The following is a 16957-nucleotide window of genomic DNA, read 5'->3' as shown; positions in this document are numbered from 1 at the left end:
TGCAGCACGAGATAGTGAATCGGCATTTCGGAATAAATACGCTATCCGCTTATTCATTGTTCACGTACGGAAATAATCCGAGGGCTCATGGACCAGCTTGCCGCGATGCGGGCCTTCGTGCGGGTCGTCGAGACCGGGACTTTCACGCGCGCCGCCGATCTCCTGGACATGCCGAAGCCGACCGTCACCAAGCTGATCCAGCAGCTCGAAGCGCATCTGCGCGCCAAGCTCCTGAACCGGACGACGCGGCGCGTGACGGTGACCATGGACGGCGCGGCCTATTATGAACGGGCGCTGCGCCTGCTCGACGAACTCTCGGAACTCGATGCCAGTCTGACGCTGGCGCAGGCGCGGCCGAGCGGACGGCTCAGGGTCGATTGCAGCTCCTCGCTCGCGGTTTCGGTGATCATCCCGGCGCTGCATGAATTCCACGCGCGCTATCCCGATATCCAGCTCGATCTCGGCCTGAGCGACCGGCCGGCGGATCTGATCGGCGAGAACCTCGATTGCGCGGTGCGGGCCGGCGAGATCGTCGACCAGAGCCTGATCGCAAGGCGAATCGGCGAGATGCAGCTCATCACCTGTGCGACGCCGGATTATCTCGCCCGCCATGGCACGCCGCTGCATCCGCGCGACATCGAGGACGGGCACCGGATCGTGGCCTATCGGCCGGCGCTCGGCGGCCGGGTGCTGCCGCTGGTCTATCAGAACCAGAACGAGGCGATCGAGGTCAGCGGGCGCTATGCGATCGCGCTGAATGACGGGATGGGCTATCTCGCGGCCGGGCTCGCCAGCCACGGCATCATGCAATTGCCGACCTTCATGGCCCGCGTGCCGATCGCGGACGGGCGGCTCGTGCCCCTGCTGCTGGACTGGTGCACGGCGCCGAAGCCGCTGCATATCGTCTATCCGCCGAACCGCCACCTCAGCAACAAGGTGCGCGTCTTCGTCGACTGGCTGGCGGAGCTGTTTGCCCGCGACGAGTTCATCCTGTCGCGTGGCGGCAGTTGCAAGCCGACGATCCTGCCCTCCGTGCCGGTGCCGATCCCGCCAAGGGCCGATCAGCTCTCGTCGAGCAGCAGCGCGTAGATGTCCTCGCCGCCTGCGGCCTTGCGGATGCGTTCGCGGATCTCGGCCGGGCGCAGGCGCTTCGCGATGCAGGCCAGTGCGTCGATGCGGCCCTTGCCGCCATTCACCGGCGTCAGCACAAGACAGACGAGATCGACCGGCGCGCCGTCGATTGCCTCATAGGCGACGGGCTTTTCCAGTCGCGCCAGCAGCCCGAAGGGCTCTGTGAGGCCCTCGACCGGCGCATGGGGCATCGCCAGCCCGCCGCCGACCCCGGTCGAGCCCAGCGCCTCGCGCCGGTTCAATGCATCGAGGATCGCGGCTTCCGGCAAGGCGAGCTGCTCGGCGGCCTTCTTCGCGAGCGCCCGGAACAGGGCGGCCTTGTTCGCGGCGGCGAGCCTGACGATCGAGCGCGGGCGGATGATGTCGGATGGGATCATGGATCGGTCTTGTGCCTTGCGGCAGGGCTCACTCGGCTTCGCGCAGGCGGTAGCCGACGCCGGTCTCGGTGGTGATGTATTGCGGCTGGTCGGGGACGCGCTCGATCTTCTGGCGGAGCTGCCGGACATAGACGCGCAGGTACTGCACATCGGCCGAGGCGCCCCAGACCTGCTTCATCAGGAATTGATGGGTCAGCACCTTGCCAGCATGCTGCACGAGGATGCGCAGGATGTCGTATTCTTTGGGCGAGAGCTTCACCTCCTGCTCGCCCAGCCTGACGATGCGCTTGACCAGATCGACCGAGAGCTCGCCGGTCTGGAAGATCGGCTTCTCGCCCTGCTGCTGGAGCTTGTGGCGCAGCGCCACGCGCAGGCGCGCCGCCAGCTCCTTCATGCCGAAGGGCTTGGTGACATAGTCGTCGGCGCCGTTCTCCAGCGCCTCGACGATGCCGGCCTCGTCGGTGCGGCTCGACAGGATGACGATGGGCACGGCCAGCGCCTCGGCGCGCCATTTCTGCAGCAGCTCCTGCCCGGACATATCCGGCAGGCCGAGATCGAGGATGACGAGATCGGGCAGGTCCTCGGCGATGCGTTCGACCGCCTCGCGCGCGGTGGCCGCCTCGCGGATGGCATAGCCCTCGGTCGAGAGGCCGACGCGGAGCAGGCGGCGGATCGCCGGCTCGTCATCCACGACCAGCACCTTGATGTCTGTTGCCGTCATGATTGTGGTTCCACTCGGTTGGACTGGGCGTCGGCCGGCATGCGGATGGTGAAGACCGCTCCGCTCCGGTCCGCCCGGTTGGCCGCCGTGATCGTGCCGCCCATCGCCTCGACGAAGCCGCGGCAGATGGCGAGGCCGAGCCCGGTCCCGGCGCGGACCTGATCGCCCTTGCGGACGCGGTAGAAGCTGTCGAAGACGCGTTCGAGATCGGCGGGCGGCAGGCCCGGTCCCTCGTCGGTGACCGTAACCAGGACTTCGCGGCCCTCCTGCCGGGCGCGGATGGCGATGGCGCTGCCGGCGGGCGCGTATTTCGCGGCGTTGTCGAGCAGATTGAACAGCACCTGCTCGAACAGGACGGGGTCGAGCCTGAGCATCGGCAGATCGCCGGGCAGGGCGGTCTCGATGGGGTGGCCGGCGGTGATCTTGCTGGCGCGGCGCAGCGCGCTGCCAACCACATCGGCGACATCGATCAGCGCTGCGTTCGGCTCCATCGCGCCGGATTCGATCCGGGTCATGTCGAGGAGATTGGCGATGAAGCGGTTGAGGCGCTCGGATTCGTCGATCACGGTCGCGAGCAGGGCGGTGCGGTCCTCTTCCGGCAGGGCGCTGCGATAGTCGCGCAAGGTGCCGGCCGCGCCCATGATCGAGGCCAGCGGCGTCTTGAGGTCATGCGAGATCGAGGTCAGCAGGGCCGAGCGCAGGCGGTCGGCCTCGGCCGCGAGCTTGGCGCGGTCGACATCGGCGACGAGCTGGATGCGCTCGATGGCGACGGCGGCCTGATCCGCCAGCGCATCGAGCAGGCGCTGCTGCTCCGGCGTCAGCAGCGGCCCTTCCTTGTCGTCGTCGAGGCCGATCACGCCGATGGCGGTGCGGCCGGTACGCAGCGGCAGATAGAGCCGCCTGGCGCCGGGCAAGGTGTCGGCGCCGCGTCCGGCCGGGCGATCATGCTCCCAGGCCCAGCGCGCGGCCGCGATATCGGCATCGACCAGCGTGTCGTCGGGCGGATAGCCGGCGCGTACCGCGATCGTTCCGTCCTCCGGCATCAGGATAACGACGCGCAGGCGCAGCATCGAGGCGATCTGGAAGGCGCTCGCCCAGAGCACGTCGTCGAGCGTGCCGGTGCCGGCGAGCTTCTTCGAGAAGAGGTAGAGGTCTTCCGTGGTGCGGGCGCGCTGGCGTGCGGCATTGGCCTGGCGCTGGACGCGGGCTGTGAGGTTTGAGGCGATGAGCGCGACGAGGAGGAAGAAGGCGAGCGCGACGACGTTCTCGGGATCGGCGATGGTCAGCGTGTAGAGCGGCGCGATGAAGAAGAAATTCAGCGCGAGCGCGCTCAGCAGCGAGGCGAAAAGGGCCGGCCCAAGCCCGGTGGTCACGGCCGAGGCGAGCACGGCGGTGAGGAAAACGAGCGCGATATTGCGCAGGTCCATGATCTGGCTGAGCAGCTCAGCTGCGCCGAGCGCGGCAGCGACATAGGCCGCAGCCGCGAGATAGGGCTTTGCCGAAAAGCCGGGCTTGCCAATGGCGGAGACGCCGGCATCCGTCTCCGGCGGCTGCTCGCGCAAGGCGACGACATGGATGCCGATATCGCCGGCCCGGCTGATCAGCTCATGCGAGACGGAAGGCTTCAGCCATTCGCGCCAGCGTGGCTTGGCCGGCTTGCCGACGATGATCTGGGTGACGTTGCCGCTGGCGGCATGGCGCAGGATCTCGCCCGCGACGTCCTGTCCGGGCAGGGTGATTGCCTCGGCGCCGAGCTGGGCTGCGAGCCGGAGCGCATTGGCGATCCGCGTCTTGGCCGTTTCGGGCAGGGCGGCCGCTTGTGGCGTCTCGACATGGAGCGCACTCCAGGGCGCGCGCAGGCGGTCGGCCTGCCGCTTGGCATGGCGGATGAGGGCCGGCGCGCCGATGCTGTCGTCGATGCAAACCAGGATGCGCTCGCCCGCCGCCCAGGGGCCGGAGATGGCGTGCTCCTGCATATGGCTGAGGAGCTGGTCGTCGACCCGCTGCGCGGTGCGGCGCAGCGCCAGCTCGCGCAGGGCCGTCAGGTTGCCCGGTGAGAAGTAATTGGCGACGGCGCGCTTGGCGGTCTTGCCGAGATAGACCTTGCCTTCTTCGAGGCGCTTGATCAGGTCGGCCGGCGTCAGGTCGATGATCTCGATATCGTCGGCCCGGTCGACGATCGAATCCGGCACGGTCTCGCGCACGCGGATGCGGGTGATCTGGGCGACGACGTCGTTCAGGCTCTCGACATGCTGGATGTTGAGCGTGGTGTAGACGTCGATGCCGCGCGCCAGCAATTCCTCGACATCGAGATAGCGCTTGGGGTGGCGGCTGCCGGGCGCATTGGTATGGGCGAGTTCGTCGACGAGGACGAGCGCCGGGCGTCGCGCCAGGATCGCGTCGAGGTCCATCTCGTCGAGCGCGCGGCCCTTGTAGTCGACGAGCCGGCGCGGGACGATCTCGAAGCCGTCGACCAGCGCCTGCGTCTCGCTGCGGCCATGGGTCTCGACCACGCCGATCACGACATCGATCCCTTCCGCCCGGCGGGCGCGGCCGGAGGTCAGCATCTCGTAGGTCTTGCCGACGCCCGGCGCCGCGCCGAGGAAGATCTTCAGGCGCCCGCGGCCTTCGCGCTGGGCGCTCGCCAGCAGCGCCTCGGGTGAGGGCCTGCCTCTCGTCTCGCGATGGCTGTCGGCGATGGTCATGCGGTCCGCAGGGGAAAGCGGCGGCGCCTCGCGCGCCGCCGGGGCCTTTGTGTCAGCGCTGGGGGGCGCCGTCGAGAGCAAGGTTCAGCGCGAGCACGTTGACGACGGGCTCGCCGATGAAACCGAGCTTGCGCCGCTCGACATGGGTATCGACCAGCGCTTTCAGCGTCGCCGGGTCGGCGTTGCGGGCCTTTGCGACGCGCGCGATCTGGAAATAGGCGGCCTCGGGCGAGATATGCGGGTCGAGCCCGCTGCCCGAGGCGGTCACCAGCTCCATCGGCACCGGCACGCCCGGGTTCTCCGCCTTGAGCGTCTCGGTCTCGGCCTTGACGCGGTCGACCAGCTTCTGGCTGGTCGGGCCGAGATTGGAGCCGCTGGAATTGGCGGCGTTATAGGGCGCGTCCACGGTCTTCGTAGAGTCGTTCGGATCGGTGCCGACCGTCGCCGAGGGGCGGCCGTGGAAATAGCGTTCGCTGGTGAAGTTCTGGCCGATCAGGCTGGAGCCGATGATCTTGCCGTCCTTCTCGATCAGGCTGCCATTGGCCTGGCGGGGGAAGACGGCCTGGGCGATACCGGTCATCGCGAGCGGGTAGGCGAGGCCGGTGATGGCCGCAAGCGCGACGATCATCACGAGGGCGGGGCGGATCTGCTTGAGCATGGTCGTGTTCCTCAGACGAGGCCGATGGCGGTGATGGCCATGTCGATGGCCTTGATGCCGATGAAGGGGACGACGAGGCCGCCGAGCCCGTAGACGAGCAGGTTGCGGCTGAGCAGTGCACCGGCGCCGACCGCGCGGTACTTCACGCCCTTCAGTGCGAGCGGGATCAGCGCGACGATGATCAGCGCGTTGAAGATGATCGCGGAGAGGATGGCGCTCTGCGGCGTCGCCAGCCCCATGACGTTGAGGGCGCCGAGCTGCGGATAGAAGGCCAGGAACATCGCCGGGATGATGGCGAAATACTTGGCGACGTCGTTGGCGATCGAGAAGGTCGTCAGCGCGCCGCGCGTCATCAGCAGCTGCTTGCCGATCTCGACGATCTCGATGAGCTTGGTCGGGTCGCTATCGAGATCGACCATGTTGCCGGCTTCGCGGGCCGCGACCGTGCCGGTGTTCATGGCGACGCCGACGTCCGCCTGGGCCAGCGCCGGGGCGTCGTTGGTGCCGTCGCCGCACATGGCGACGAGCTTGCCCTTGGCCTGTTCCTCGCGGATCAGCGCGAGCTTGTTCTCGGGCGTCGCCTGGGCGAGGAAATCGTCGACGCCGGCCTCGGCCGCGATGGCGGCGGCGGTCATCGGGTTGTCGCCGGTGATCATCACCGTGCGGATGCCCATGCGGCGCAGTTCCGTGAAGCGCTCGCGGATGCCGCCCTTCACGATGTCCTTGAGATGGACGATGCCGAGCAGGCGCCCGTCGCGGGCGACCGCCAGCGGCGTGCCGCCGGCCTTGGCGACTTCGGCGGCGATGGCCTGGATTTCGCGCACGGTTTCGGGCGTGGAGCGGACATCGGCGCCCTCGACATATGTCAGCACGGCATCGACGGCGCCTTTGCGGATCTGCGAGCCCTCGAGATCGACGCCGCTCATCCGGCTCTGCGCGGTGAAGGGCACGAAGGTGGCGTGCAGGCTGCCCATGTCGCGGGCGCGGATGGCGTATTTCTCCTTGGCGAGCACGACGATCGAGCGGCCTTCCGGCGTCTCGTCGGCGAGCGAGGCGATCTGGGCGGCATCGGCCAGTTCCTGCTCTCCGACGCCGCGCACGGGGCGGAACTCGGTCGCCTGGCGGTTGCCGAGTGTGATCGTGCCGGTCTTGTCGAGGAGGAGCGTGTCAACGTCGCCAGCTGCCTCGACGGCACGGCCGGACATGGCGAGCACGTTGAAGCGCACAAGCCGGTCCATGCCGGCGATGCCGATGGCCGAGAGCAGGGCGCCGATCGTGGTCGGGATCAGCGTGACGAAGAGCGCGACCAGCACGACGACCGGAATATAGCCGCCGGCATAGGTGGCGAAGCTCGGGATCGTCACGGTCGCGAGCACGAAGATCAGCGTCATGCCGGCGAGCAGGATGTTGAGCGCGATCTCGTTCGGCGTCTTCTGGCGCTCGGCGCCCTCGACCAGCGCGATCATGCGGTCGATGAAGGTGGAGCCTGCCGCGGCGGTGATGCGCACGCGGATCCAGTCCGAGAGCACCTGCGTGCCGCCGGTCACAGCCGAGCGGTCGCCGCCGGATTCGCGGATCACGGGCGCGGATTCGCCGGTGATTGCGGCTTCGTTGACCGAGGCGACGCCTTCGATGACCTCGCCGTCCGAGGGGATGATGTCGCCGGCCTCGACCAGCACGACATCGCCGACCTTGAGCGAGGTGCCGGGCACGAGGCGGAACTGGCTGCGGTCATCGCCCGAGAGGAGTTTGGCTTCCGTCTCGGAGCGCGTCTTGCGCAGCGAGTCCGCCTGGGCCTTGCCGCGCCCCTCCGCCACAGCCTCGGCGAAATTGGCGAAGAGCACGGTGAACCAGAGCCAGAGCACGATCTGGAAGGAGAAGCCGAGATTGGCGCCTCCGGTGGCGAGGTCCTTGACGAAGAGAATGGTGGTCAGCGCCGAGACCACGGCGACGACGAACATCACCGGGTTGCGGGCGAGGCTGCGCGGGTCGAGCTTGCGGAAGGCGTCGGCAAGCGCCGGCAGCAGGATCCGGGCGTCGATGAGGCTCGCGGATTTGGACTGGCTCATAAGAGGCTCCAGCAGAGGGGTGTCGGGTCCGGCTCAGGCGGCGAGGCCGGCGAGCGCCCGGACGAGCAGCAGGACGAGGAACAATGCGACCGTCAGGCCGAGGATGAGGGCGGCAGGGCGCGGGGGCGCCCTGTCCGTTTCCTTGGAGGTCGGGTCGCGATGGACCGCGTCACGACGCATTTGGCGCAGGCAGCTTGCCATGGTTGCCTCCTCAGAAGCTCTGGCCGGCGAGCATCGCCAGATGCTCGACGATCGGGCCGACGGCGAGGGCGGGGAAGAAGGTCAGGCCGCCGACGATCAGGATGACGCCGACGAGCAGGCCGACGAAGAGCGGGCCGTCGGTCGGGAAGGTGCCGGCCGAGGCGGGCACGGATTTCTTGGCGGCGAGTGCGCCGGCGATGGCGAGCGCCGGGATGATGACCAGGAAGCGGCCGACCAGCATCGTGATGCCGAGCGTGGTGTTGTACCAGAGCGTGTTGGCCGAGAGGCTGGCGAAGGCCGAGCCATTGTTCGCTGCCGCCGAGGTATAGGCGTAGAGGATCTCGGAGAAGCCGTGCGGGCCGCTGTTGCCGGTCGAGGCGACAGCGCTTGGCAGCACCACCGCGATGGCCGTGAAGATCAGCATGCCGGCCGGCAGGCAGAGAATGGCGAGCATCGCCATCTTGACCTCGCGGGCCTCGATCTTCTTGCCGAGATATTCCGGCGTGCGGCCGACCATCAGACCAGCGACGAAGATCGCCAGCACGACGAAGAGCACGATGCCGTAAAAGCCGGCGCCGACGCCGCCGATGATGACCTCGCCGAGTTCCATGTTGACCAGCGGGATCAGGCCGCCGAGCGCGGTGAAGCTGCCATGCATGGCGTTGACCGCGCCGCAGGAGGCAGCGGTGGTGACGACGGCGAAGAGGGCCGAGAGCGGGATGCCGAAGCGCATCTCCTTGCCCTCGAGGTTGCCGCCCTGGAGACCGAGCGCATGGGTCAGCGGATTGCCGACGGCTTCCGCCCAGTAGCAGACGGCCACACCGGCGACGAACATGATGCCCATGGCGGCGAGGATCGCCCAGCCCTGGCGCTCGTTGCCGACCATTCGGCCGAAGACATTGGTCAGAGCGGCGCCGATCGCGAAGATCGAGACCATCTGGATCAGATTCGAGATCGCGTCGGGATTCTCGAAGGGATGGGCGGAGTTGGCGTTGAAGAAGCCGCCGCCATTGGTGCCGAGCATTTTTATCGCGAGCTGGGAGGCGACCGGGCCGCGTGCAATGGCCTGCTGCGCGCCTTCGAGCGTCGTCGCCCTCACCGAGGGATCGAGCGTCTGCGGGACGCCGAGGGCGACATAGGCCAGCGTCAGCACGACGCAGAGCGGCAGCAGGATGTAGAGCGTCGCGCGGGTCAGATCGACCCAGAAACTGCCGACCGATTTGGCCGATGCGCGGGCGAAGCCGCGGATCAGTGCGACGGCGATGGCGATGCCGGTGGCGGCCGAGACGAAGTTCTGCACGGTCAGGCCGAGCATCTGGGTGAGGTAGGACATGGTGCTTTCGCCGCCATAGCCCTGCCAGTTGGTGTTGGTGACGAAGCTCACCGCCGTGTTGAAGGCGAGGTCGGGCGCAACCGCGCCCATGCCGTCCGGGTTCAGCGGCAGCACGCCCTGGAAGCGCTGCAGCCCGTAGAGCAGCAGCAGGCCGGCGAGGTTGAACAGCAGCAGCGCGACGGCATAGCCGCTCCAGTGCTGCTCCTCGCGCTCATGCGTGCCGGCAAGCGCGTAGAGCCCGCGCTCGACCGGCGCGAGCACGGGGGACAGGAAGGTGCGCTCGCCTTTGAAGACGCGCGTCATGTAGCTGCCGAGCGGCTTCACCAAGGCGAGCACGATCGCGCAGAAGACCAGGATCTGAATCCAGCCATAGAGTGTCATGGGAGGGCTTTCTCAGCTCGCGCCTGCGCTCAGAAGCGCTCGGGGCGCAGCAGCGCATAGGTGAGGTAGACGAGCAGGACCGCGGTCACCGCGCCGCCGAGGAGATAATCGACGAACATGGGAGGGCTCCTTCAGAGCGCGTTGCAGGCCGAGACATAGGCGAGCGCGGCTGCAAAGAAGCCGAGCACGAGCGCGAGCATGGCGATATCCATTGCCGTGGTCCTTTCGACCGGGCGTTACCGATGGGCCGGCGCGCGCGGACCCACCTTCCCGCGGAAGGCGAGGACGCGAGCGGATCGACCATGGGTGGGATTATCGTGCTGGCGGCATAGCCGTTCGAGACGGCGGGCGGCGTCGCAGAATAGGAATTTTATAGGAATTCGGCGCACCCAGTGGGCGCGCTGCCTCAGGCGTGCGGCGTGTCGGACCGGAAGATGCCGGGCTTGCGCGGCACGGCGGTGGGGCGCTCGATCGAGAGCGTCACCTCGGGCGCGCCATCGCCCCGATGCAACTCGGCGAGGCTTTCATTCAGAGCCCTGTCGGCTGCGGTTCGGCGGTAGTTGAAGCGCAGGTAGTCGTGCCAGGTCGGCGTGCGGAAGCTTTCGGTCCACACTGTGACGTCGTGCAGGTTGCGGGTCAGGATCCAGCGGCGCGCGCCGTTGCGCCCCTGCGCCCGCCGGCGCTGCAGCATCAGGGCGAGGAAGGCTTCGATCTGGTCGGGCGCGATCCGGTACTCGATCTTGACCGCGATCGGCCCGCTGCGCGGCTTCAGGTCGAGGCCGAGCGCGGGCGCCTCAAAATTCTCATGCGTCGAGACATCGGAATCCTTGCGCTGATGGATCGGCAGGAGAAAGCCGAGCAGCGCAACGAAGAGCGACGCCGCGGTCGAGGCCTGCAGGGCGAAGCCCAGCGAATAGCTCTCGGTGACCGCTCCCCAGACCCAGCTTCCGGCAGCGAGGCCGAGCGAGGTGAGGGCGTAGTAGAGCGAGATCGTCCGGCCGACGACCCAGCGGGGGCTCGACCATTGCACGCTGATGCTCAGGCCCGACCAGCCGAGGACCCATCCGGCGCCGCCGAGCATCAGCGCTATGGCCGCAAGAGCCGGGCTCTGCGTCAATGAAAGACAGAGCGTGCAGGTCGCGCAGGCCGTGCAGGCCAACTTCAGCATCTGCTCGTCCGACAGCTTGCGCCGCAGCGTCGTCGAGGCGAGGCCCGCCAGCAGCGCGCCCGCGCCGAAGCCCGCCATCAGGGTGCCATAGGCGATCGCGCCCTGCTTGAGCTGGTCGCGCACCACCAGGGGCAGCAGCGCAAGGATGGCGATGCCGGCGAAACCGAAAAGGAAGCCGCGCCCGATCGCGGTCTTGATCTCTGAGGACAGCGAGGTGAAGCGGATGCCGTCGGAGATCGCCGTCAGCATCGCCTCGGGCGGCAGGCGCGGGACCGGGACCTTCCAGCGCGAGCGCCAGACGACGGCCAGCGGCGCGAGATGGCCGAGCGTATACAGGCAGAAGGCCGTCAGGGGGCCGAAGGTTGCCAGGATGATGCCGCCGAGCGCGGGGCCGACGCTGCGCACGGTGTTGAAACCGACCGAGGTCAGCGTCACCGCCGCCGCGAGATCCTTGCGATCGACGATATCGCCGACCGAGGCCTGCCAGGCCGGGTCGTTGAAGGCGATGCCGCAGCCGGCGAGGAAGCTGAAGAACAGAATGACCCAAGGGTTGATCATGCCGAGCGCGACAAGGATCGTCAGCGCCACGGCGGTCACGGTCATCAGCGACCGGGCGGCCAGCATCACCTTGCGGCGATTGAAATTGTCGACGATGGCGCCTGCGAAGATCGACAGGATGAAGGCGGGCAGGTTGGTCGCGGCCTGAACCAGCGCGACCATGACGCTGGAGGGCGTGATCGTCGCCATCAGCCAGCTCATGGCGATGGTCTGGATTAGCCATCCGAGGCCCGAGATCAGACCGGCGAGCCAGATCGCCCGGAAGGTGACGTTTCTGAGAGGCGCAAACGGCCCGGCGGCTGCCGCGGGCTTCTGCACATCCATGACTCGGCTCATTTCCGACGTCTGCTCCAGGGCCGCCGGCATGGGTTCCGAGCGCGATTCTGGAATCTTATGTCACGATTCCTGCCCGGGAGGCCTGAGTTTCCAGCATGGAAGACCTGCAAGGAGACGATCGTTCCCCATCGCGCGGCCGAACGGTGTTGGAGATGTCGTGAGAACGGCGAATGGTGCCCCTGGCCGGACCCGCGTAAAATCGTCAACAAGCTGAAAGATAATGAGTATTTTCTGGCGCTGCTTTCGTAATTCCAACAAGAATGCCAACGAAGATCGGAAATCTGTGGATTGAGCTGCAATTGGTCGCGGTGCCCCGCCTGGGGTGAACCGGGCGGCGCGCACGGCGGTTTAGCCGATCGCCATATAGGATAGTCCGAAGGCGTCCGAGAACAACTCGATTGTCTCCAGCGCGCTTCCAAGAGACCCATCATCGAGGGGCTCGCCACCGAGCGCACTACGTGCCCGCTCAAATATGGCTGAGCCTTCGTCGCTGCTGCGGATCGCTTCGACGATTTCCCGAGCTGCACGCTTGATATGCTTGTTGAACGAAAGTTCCTCAGCCTCTCGGCTTAGAGCCAGCACGCTTTCGAAGCTGGGGCTTTCTATGTCTGCCGCTTCCGAGTGTCCTTTACCTCGGAAGCCGGCCTCGCTGTAGCTGTATCGCCCATGGCCTGTCAGTCGGGCGACGCTGGCGATATTGCTTTTGCTGATAACCGTCTCTGCGCGCACGTTGTCCCAAAGATCGGCCGCCCTCCAAAATGCCGGGCTAGCGTATATTGTGGCTGCCCTTCCGCCGCTTTGACTTTCGATCTTTTCCAGCGCGTCTTGCTGATGTGGTGTGGTGGCGTATCTGTAGTAGGGACACTGCCAATGCTCCCATTCTCCCGCCCCTCTCGTCGTCAGGAAAACGGGCCGCTTGTACTGGACAAATAGATTAAAGCGGAACGGCGGCATACGCCGGCCGAGGTCCTCGGCGATATGGTCGAGTTCCCGGATGTCCACTCCATGAAGCCGCGCCCAACGTCTCCATCGCAGGGAAGGAAGGCGCCCGGCGCGGAATGGAAAGGGCAGCCAAAATGCATCATCGAACCCAAGCATGGCTTCATCGCATGGATCAGGCGAGAACGTGATGTTCGTCAAGCGAGCCACTTCGTTGGAGAAGTATTTTTCGTATGTCTTCTCCTTGAACTCGGTCTCCATCGAAGTGCCTCCCCATAGCCTGCTTCGTCGCTACCGTTTCTTCTTTCAAGCGTCGAGAGGCGGCGCGCGCTAAGAGTGCTAATCTGCGCGGGTCCATGCTGGGCAATGCTCCGGGCAGACGCCACTTTCGCCTCGCGCTGGCATCAGCCTCGCTGTCACGGACATGCTTCGAGGCGTCACACGGGCGCCGAAACCTGTCACGATTGGTGCGAAAGGTGTCACAAGCAGAGGATTGGGTGTCACGCGCTGTCACGTAGTTAACGCGCTGTTTTCGCTTGATAGCCGCCGATCGTGCTGCCAAGCTGCGGAGGCGATCAATGCAAGGGAGAAGCAATCACATGGGACAACCTGACGAGAAACTGCTCGATCAGTGGGACGAAGCAGTTGATGGCTATATTGCAGCACTTGAACAGCGTCGCGAAGCGGAGCAGAACCGGCATAGCAACCTCGTAGCAGTGCGAGCTGCGGAAGCCTTGGCAAAAGTCAAATACGAGAAGATTGACGCTGAGGTGCAACAGCAGGTCGATAGTTAAAAACCGCGTACGAGTTCAGTGATCGGGCGGTTTACCTGATCGTGACGGAGCTCGAAGCGACGCGTGTGGCCGTCAACGAAAAATTCCGTCGATAAGGACGGAGCATCCTCGTCGTTGTGGGGTCTGTCGCAGTAGCCTCCCTGGCTATGGGGGCTGAACATGAACCAAAAGCATAGCAGAAGTAGCTGGACTTATTGGACCTGCCTAAGCGGTGCGTTGATCCTATGTTGGGGCAGCGTTCTCGCTTTGAGGGCGGGTGCAGCTTGTGCCGAGACAAGTGGCGCTCTGATACAGGAGATCGCGAAATCAAACGGCTGTGTCGAGTTTTGGGTCAATCGCTACCAAGCGACGATCGCTGCTGGCATCGCAGCTGCGGTGGCATTCTTCGCTCTTCGACCGGTTTTCTATCAGCTCTACGAGATCAGAAAGCAGTCGGCACATGGTGAAAAGGCAATACTAGAAGCGTTCGCTAAAGACGTTGATGACGAGCTGGATGCAGTGCGCGAAATCAACGGCGGTTTATTTTTGATATCCCTGATGGCCGGCAGTTTTAATGCTGAAGTAGCCGCCGACATTCCGGAAGATACGATCAAAGAATTTGAGAGTATGCGATCGGAGTTGTCGGGCGAGCGGCGCATTGTTCGGACAAGTGATAGGCGTCTCATTGGAAGCGCAGAGCTAATCCAGAAGAGGAAATCTTATATCAAGGTCACGGATGAATATTTCTCTGCGTGCAGGTCGTATTTTCAAGCTGTAAGGATCAAGCCGCCAACCCACCTTTTTGGCGACCAGGCTCGTAACGCAAACCTTGAAATATACAAGCGAGAGGCCGCCAAAGCGCTCGCTTGTTCCAAATTGCACACAACGATTGCGAACGAAATTTTCCCGAAGATCGAGGCTCTGAGCGCCGAAACATGGCGTGAAATTCGCCGTTTGGAACGAAAGGGTCGAGGCTTACTTGATTAATTTGCCGTCGAAGAGAGCTGCCGCACTTCTGGCGCGGCTCTCTAGGGCCGCGACCTGTGCCGCTGGCTCGGCGTGCTTCGCCGCGTCGAGAAGGGCGGCCTGCGTCGTGTGGACGCCAAGCTCACGCGCCTTCTCCTTTGCCTCGGGGGGCGAGACTGTCGATCTTGCGTGAGCCGTGGAGGCGATCGTCGCTGATACCGAGCTTTCGGGCGGCATCAACTACCCCCGCCCTTCTTGCCTCGCCCGCTTCACAAAACCTTCGCAAGTTGCGAAGGTTTTTGTCCGTTATCGGTCAGCGCCGCGCGAGACTGGATCAATTCCGCGCGTTGAACATCCAGAGCCGCGCGCTCGATGGCGTTGATCTCTCGGCGCTCAAGGTTCTTGGCGCTCGCGGGAGTTTCGGCAGCTACTGTTGCAGAGCGGTCGCGAATGACGGGTTCAACGGCTCAATCTCGCTGACGCCAAAAGCGTGCCAAATTTCTCGTTCCATGCGGTTAAATGCGTCTGGAATGGAAGCTCGCGATGTCAGCAGAAAGGGGCCGATTGAATTGAGCGGAAGGCAAATGCCAAGGTCCCTTGTCCAGTCGAGCAAATTGCTGCGGCCACCCTGCGCCGATCCGTCGTGGATGATCTCGCAGTCAACTTCAATGGGAATATCCGGCCGACCCGCATATCGACGGATGCGATCCGCCATAATCATTATCTGAGCGGCAGTTGCAGCATACCAGCCAGGAAAGTGGAAATTCAGATTATCCCCATCGCTGCCCGTATGGCCGGGTCGAAACCCCATAACAGAGACGGTGCCATCCGCTCGGATACTCCAATGGCTGGGACCAAGGCCTACCGCCCATAAGCCGTGAGCTGTCCGGGTCAGGCCAGCGTAAAAATAGCCCTCGCCAAATGTTCCATGCACTTTCGGGCCTAGGCTTTTATAGCTGGGTCGTAGCTGGCTGCTCCATTGCGACGCTGGCAGTTCCTCAATTAAAAAAGCGTGCTGTGGGATTGCTGATATCCTTACGCAGAGCCCCTTGAGATATCGGTCAACTCTTTCCCCGTTGCGCTCGCGCAGTTCGCCAGACCGCTGCGATTGATACATGTCTCGGAGGCTAACGTTGTGCTGGGATCGGATTGCATCCACTCTCTCACGTCGCGTGCGAGCATCCCAAAACACAGATTGCAAATCCCGCATGGTCATAGGATCGCATGAAGTGCCGCGCCTGACGTAGGCGGACGGCGGACGGCCGATACCATGCGGCGCAATATCGGACGCCGGCACGGCGATTACGACCGCGCCAGCGTCCTCTGTGCTCGGATCGACGATCGCCTTAAGCTGCAATCCTCCGATGGGGGGATCGATCAAAGACCGAAGTGCCTGTTCAAATTGCTCCGCGAACTTTCCGCAGCGGGGCAGCGGAGCGGTGCCGGCCGCCTTGCGCGGCCGGTCCTGCGTCTCCGCTATCCCGATGACCAGCCGGCCCCCGTAGGCGTTGGCCAGGGCCACGACTTCTTCGGCTAGTTTGTCGCGGGTGGGCGTCGTGATGTCGTCGCGGCCATCATACCAAGGATGCTGCTTGCCGTTCTTCTCCGGCAGAAGGCCTTTGAATTCGAGCATGGCGTCCTCGGCGGCGCCGCTGGCAGCAAGCGTCTCAATGTCTTGCCAGGTGATCTCGTCGAGCGGTTTCGTTCTGATGGACATGACTTCCTCGCGGCAAGTTGCGAGGATCGTGCGCATCACACCCCTGCCCGCATAGGCTGCCGCTGGTGTTGTGCACATCCAAACGGCGCATTCTGCGCGGCCGTCGCTCCGAAGGTCGGGAGTTTTAAAAGACATGATACGCGTAGCTGTGACACTCTTTCTCTTCCTTTCAATCGCGCCAGCGTCGGCACAGATCATTCGAGACAGCTACGCCATTGGTGGAGAGGCCGTGATTTCGATAGACGCAGGCACTATCGCCAGCCCGATCCCGGCGTCGTTTCCGGTAGCTCACAAAGCGGCGCTCGCGCTCAAGGCGAAGAACCCTGCGATCAAGCAATGGCTGGTTAATATCGACTGGGCGCCGGACGGTTCGGGCGTTCAGTTCATTCTGCGCGTGCGGGGGCAACACGAGACAGCGTACAATGACAGATGGATTAGCCAGTTCACGTTCAATGGTGCCTCCGAGAAAGGCGCGATTGAGGCCGGGCGGTGGTGTCGGGGTGGAGCGGCTAAGACGTATTCGGTGATCTGCCGCGACATCGAGGCGGCCGTCGAGCGGCGGAACGTTGGGCGACTGATCCGCTAATCCGCTATCACTTGGACGGCGGAACGCTCAGTTGGGCTGGGTACCCAAATCGCCGCGTCGTCGTTGCCGAACGGCACGGCCGCTCCTGCCACAACGCGCGTTCCGACCCACGCGCAGACCACAGCGTCGAGCATGTCCTCGAAGGCTTTCAGCACGACGCCGGCCGCAGCCGGCTCCGGGACCGGCAGCGCATCAGCAACACCTGCGATCTCGCGATCGAGCAACGCTGTCAAACGGCGCGCAATGTTGCCCCCCGATCGGCGTCCAATATTGACCCCTTGATGAGCTGTGGCGGTCAGGAGGCGGCGCGGCGGAGCTGGTTTGGGTTGCACAGCCGC

At 64.9% G+C, this 16957-nt stretch carries 16 protein-coding genes; 4 read left to right on the top strand and 12 right to left on the bottom strand.

Going from position 1 to position 16957, the window contains the following annotated elements; all coding sequences use genetic code 11:
- Positions 1-87: 87 nt before the first annotated feature.
- Positions 88-1089, top strand: coding sequence for a LysR family transcriptional regulator (locus tag WFK61_RS05375; protein ID WP_336810515.1), 1002 nt, complete (start codon positions 88-90; stop codon positions 1087-1089).
- Here WFK61_RS05375 and WFK61_RS05370 read toward each other — a convergent pair.
- The 10 genes from WFK61_RS05370 to WFK61_RS05325 all read right to left on the bottom strand — a co-directional run bounded on the left by WFK61_RS05370 (position 1062) and on the right by WFK61_RS05325 (position 12838).
- A complete protein-coding gene (locus WFK61_RS05370; protein ID WP_336810514.1) occupies positions 1062-1508 on the bottom strand; it encodes a PTS sugar transporter subunit IIA in 447 nt (148 codons plus the stop codon). The genes WFK61_RS05375 and WFK61_RS05370 overlap by 28 nt on opposite strands.
- 28 nt (positions 1509-1536) lie before the next feature.
- Entirely contained in the window at positions 1537-2229 is a 693-nt protein-coding gene (locus WFK61_RS05365) for a response regulator transcription factor (protein WP_336810513.1), read from the bottom strand.
- Positions 2226-4934 (bottom strand): sensor histidine kinase KdpD, encoded by a 2709-nt coding sequence (locus tag WFK61_RS05360; RefSeq protein ID WP_336810512.1) that lies wholly within the window; start codon positions 4932-4934, stop codon positions 2226-2228. The genes WFK61_RS05365 and WFK61_RS05360 overlap by 4 nt, the downstream gene beginning before the upstream one ends.
- 52 nt (positions 4935-4986) lie before the next feature.
- A complete protein-coding gene (locus WFK61_RS05355) occupies positions 4987-5592 on the bottom strand; it encodes a K(+)-transporting ATPase subunit C (protein ID WP_336810511.1) in 606 nt (201 codons plus the stop codon).
- Positions 5593-5603: 11 nt separating this feature from the next.
- Positions 5604-7661: a potassium-transporting ATPase subunit KdpB gene (gene kdpB / locus WFK61_RS05350; protein WP_336810510.1), complete on the bottom strand. Its 2058-nt coding sequence runs from the start codon at positions 7659-7661 to the stop codon at positions 5604-5606.
- A 33-nt stretch (positions 7662-7694) separates the two neighbouring features.
- Entirely contained in the window at positions 7695-7862 is a 168-nt protein-coding gene (locus WFK61_RS05345; RefSeq protein ID WP_336810509.1) for a hypothetical protein, read from the bottom strand.
- Between the two features lie 10 nt (positions 7863-7872).
- On the bottom strand, positions 7873-9576 hold the full coding sequence (kdpA, locus tag WFK61_RS05340; RefSeq protein ID WP_336810508.1) for a potassium-transporting ATPase subunit KdpA: 1704 nt from the start codon (positions 9574-9576) through the stop codon (positions 7873-7875).
- A 29-nt stretch (positions 9577-9605) separates the two neighbouring features.
- Positions 9606-9695 carry a K(+)-transporting ATPase subunit F gene (locus WFK61_RS05335; protein ID WP_173044066.1) on the bottom strand — a complete coding sequence of 30 codons (90 nt, stop codon included), beginning with the start codon at positions 9693-9695 and terminating at the stop codon, positions 9606-9608.
- A 287-nt stretch (positions 9696-9982) separates the two neighbouring features.
- Positions 9983-11626 carry an MFS transporter gene (locus tag WFK61_RS05330; protein ID WP_336810507.1) on the bottom strand — a complete coding sequence of 548 codons (1644 nt, stop codon included), beginning with the start codon at positions 11624-11626 and terminating at the stop codon, positions 9983-9985.
- Positions 11627-11986: 360 nt separating this feature from the next.
- Complete coding sequence (locus WFK61_RS05325; protein ID WP_336810506.1) at positions 11987-12838, bottom strand: hypothetical protein; 852 nt, start codon at positions 12836-12838, stop codon at positions 11987-11989.
- Between the two features lie 338 nt (positions 12839-13176).
- Here WFK61_RS05325 and WFK61_RS05320 point away from each other — a divergent pair, with 338 nt between their 5' ends.
- Together WFK61_RS05320 and WFK61_RS05315 are read left to right on the top strand one after the other, a co-directional pair.
- Positions 13177-13371 carry a hypothetical protein gene (locus WFK61_RS05320; protein WP_336810505.1) on the top strand — a complete coding sequence of 65 codons (195 nt, stop codon included), beginning with the start codon at positions 13177-13179 and terminating at the stop codon, positions 13369-13371.
- A gap of 159 nt (positions 13372-13530) precedes the next feature.
- Entirely contained in the window at positions 13531-14337 is an 807-nt protein-coding gene (locus WFK61_RS05315) for a hypothetical protein (RefSeq protein ID WP_336810504.1), read from the top strand.
- Between the two features lie 406 nt (positions 14338-14743).
- On the opposite strand, the gene WFK61_RS05310 is transcribed toward WFK61_RS05315, so the two are convergent.
- The gene (locus WFK61_RS05310) at positions 14744-16069 is read right to left on the bottom strand and encodes an AlbA family DNA-binding domain-containing protein (RefSeq protein ID WP_336810503.1); all 1326 of its coding nucleotides are present in this window, start codon (positions 16067-16069) and stop codon (positions 14744-14746) included.
- A gap of 112 nt (positions 16070-16181) precedes the next feature.
- On the opposite strand from WFK61_RS05310, the gene WFK61_RS05305 reads away from it, so the two are divergent.
- A complete protein-coding gene (locus WFK61_RS05305; protein ID WP_336810502.1) occupies positions 16182-16619 on the top strand; it encodes a hypothetical protein in 438 nt (145 codons plus the stop codon).
- On the opposite strand, the gene WFK61_RS05300 is transcribed toward WFK61_RS05305, so the two are convergent.
- Positions 16616-16957: DUF429 domain-containing protein (locus WFK61_RS05300; RefSeq protein ID WP_336810501.1), on the bottom strand; the 342-nt coding region annotated here is incomplete at its 5' end. The two genes, WFK61_RS05305 and WFK61_RS05300, sit on opposite strands and share 4 nt — an antisense overlap.

The organism is Allobosea sp. MMO-172, from assembly GCF_037147855.1.
In the GTDB taxonomy this organism is placed as follows: domain Bacteria; phylum Pseudomonadota; class Alphaproteobacteria; order Rhizobiales; family Beijerinckiaceae; genus Allobosea.
Note: the sequence above shows the minus strand (reverse complement) of the source record. Positions and strands in the feature narration are given on the sequence as shown.

Bases quoted from the DNA above. Each gene is read 5' to 3' on its own strand.
- WFK61_RS05375 (WP_336810515.1), top strand. From the start codon at position 88: ATGGACCAGCTTGCCGCGATGCGGGCCTTCGTGCGGGTCGTCGAGACC.
- WFK61_RS05370 (WP_336810514.1), bottom strand. From the start codon at position 1,508: ATGATCCCATCCGACATCATCCGCCCGCGCTCGATCGTCAGGCTCGCC.
- WFK61_RS05365 (WP_336810513.1), bottom strand. From the start codon at position 2,229: ATGACGGCAACAGACATCAAGGTGCTGGTCGTGGATGACGAGCCGGCG.
- WFK61_RS05360 (WP_336810512.1), bottom strand. From the start codon at position 4,934: ATGACCATCGCCGACAGCCATCGCGAGACGAGAGGCAGGCCCTCACCC.
- WFK61_RS05355 (WP_336810511.1), bottom strand. From the start codon at position 5,592: ATGCTCAAGCAGATCCGCCCCGCCCTCGTGATGATCGTCGCGCTTGCG.
- kdpB (WP_336810510.1), bottom strand. From the start codon at position 7,661: ATGAGCCAGTCCAAATCCGCGAGCCTCATCGACGCCCGGATCCTGCTG.
- WFK61_RS05345 (WP_336810509.1), bottom strand. From the start codon at position 7,862: ATGGCAAGCTGCCTGCGCCAAATGCGTCGTGACGCGGTCCATCGCGAC.
- kdpA (WP_336810508.1), bottom strand. From the start codon at position 9,576: ATGACACTCTATGGCTGGATTCAGATCCTGGTCTTCTGCGCGATCGTG.
- WFK61_RS05335 (WP_173044066.1), bottom strand. From the start codon at position 9,695: ATGTTCGTCGATTATCTCCTCGGCGGCGCGGTGACCGCGGTCCTGCTC.
- WFK61_RS05330 (WP_336810507.1), bottom strand. From the start codon at position 11,626: ATGGATGTGCAGAAGCCCGCGGCAGCCGCCGGGCCGTTTGCGCCTCTC.
- WFK61_RS05325 (WP_336810506.1), bottom strand. From the start codon at position 12,838: ATGGAGACCGAGTTCAAGGAGAAGACATACGAAAAATACTTCTCCAAC.
- WFK61_RS05320 (WP_336810505.1), top strand. From the start codon at position 13,177: ATGGGACAACCTGACGAGAAACTGCTCGATCAGTGGGACGAAGCAGTT.
- WFK61_RS05315 (WP_336810504.1), top strand. From the start codon at position 13,531: ATGAACCAAAAGCATAGCAGAAGTAGCTGGACTTATTGGACCTGCCTA.
- WFK61_RS05310 (WP_336810503.1), bottom strand. From the start codon at position 16,069: ATGCGCACGATCCTCGCAACTTGCCGCGAGGAAGTCATGTCCATCAGA.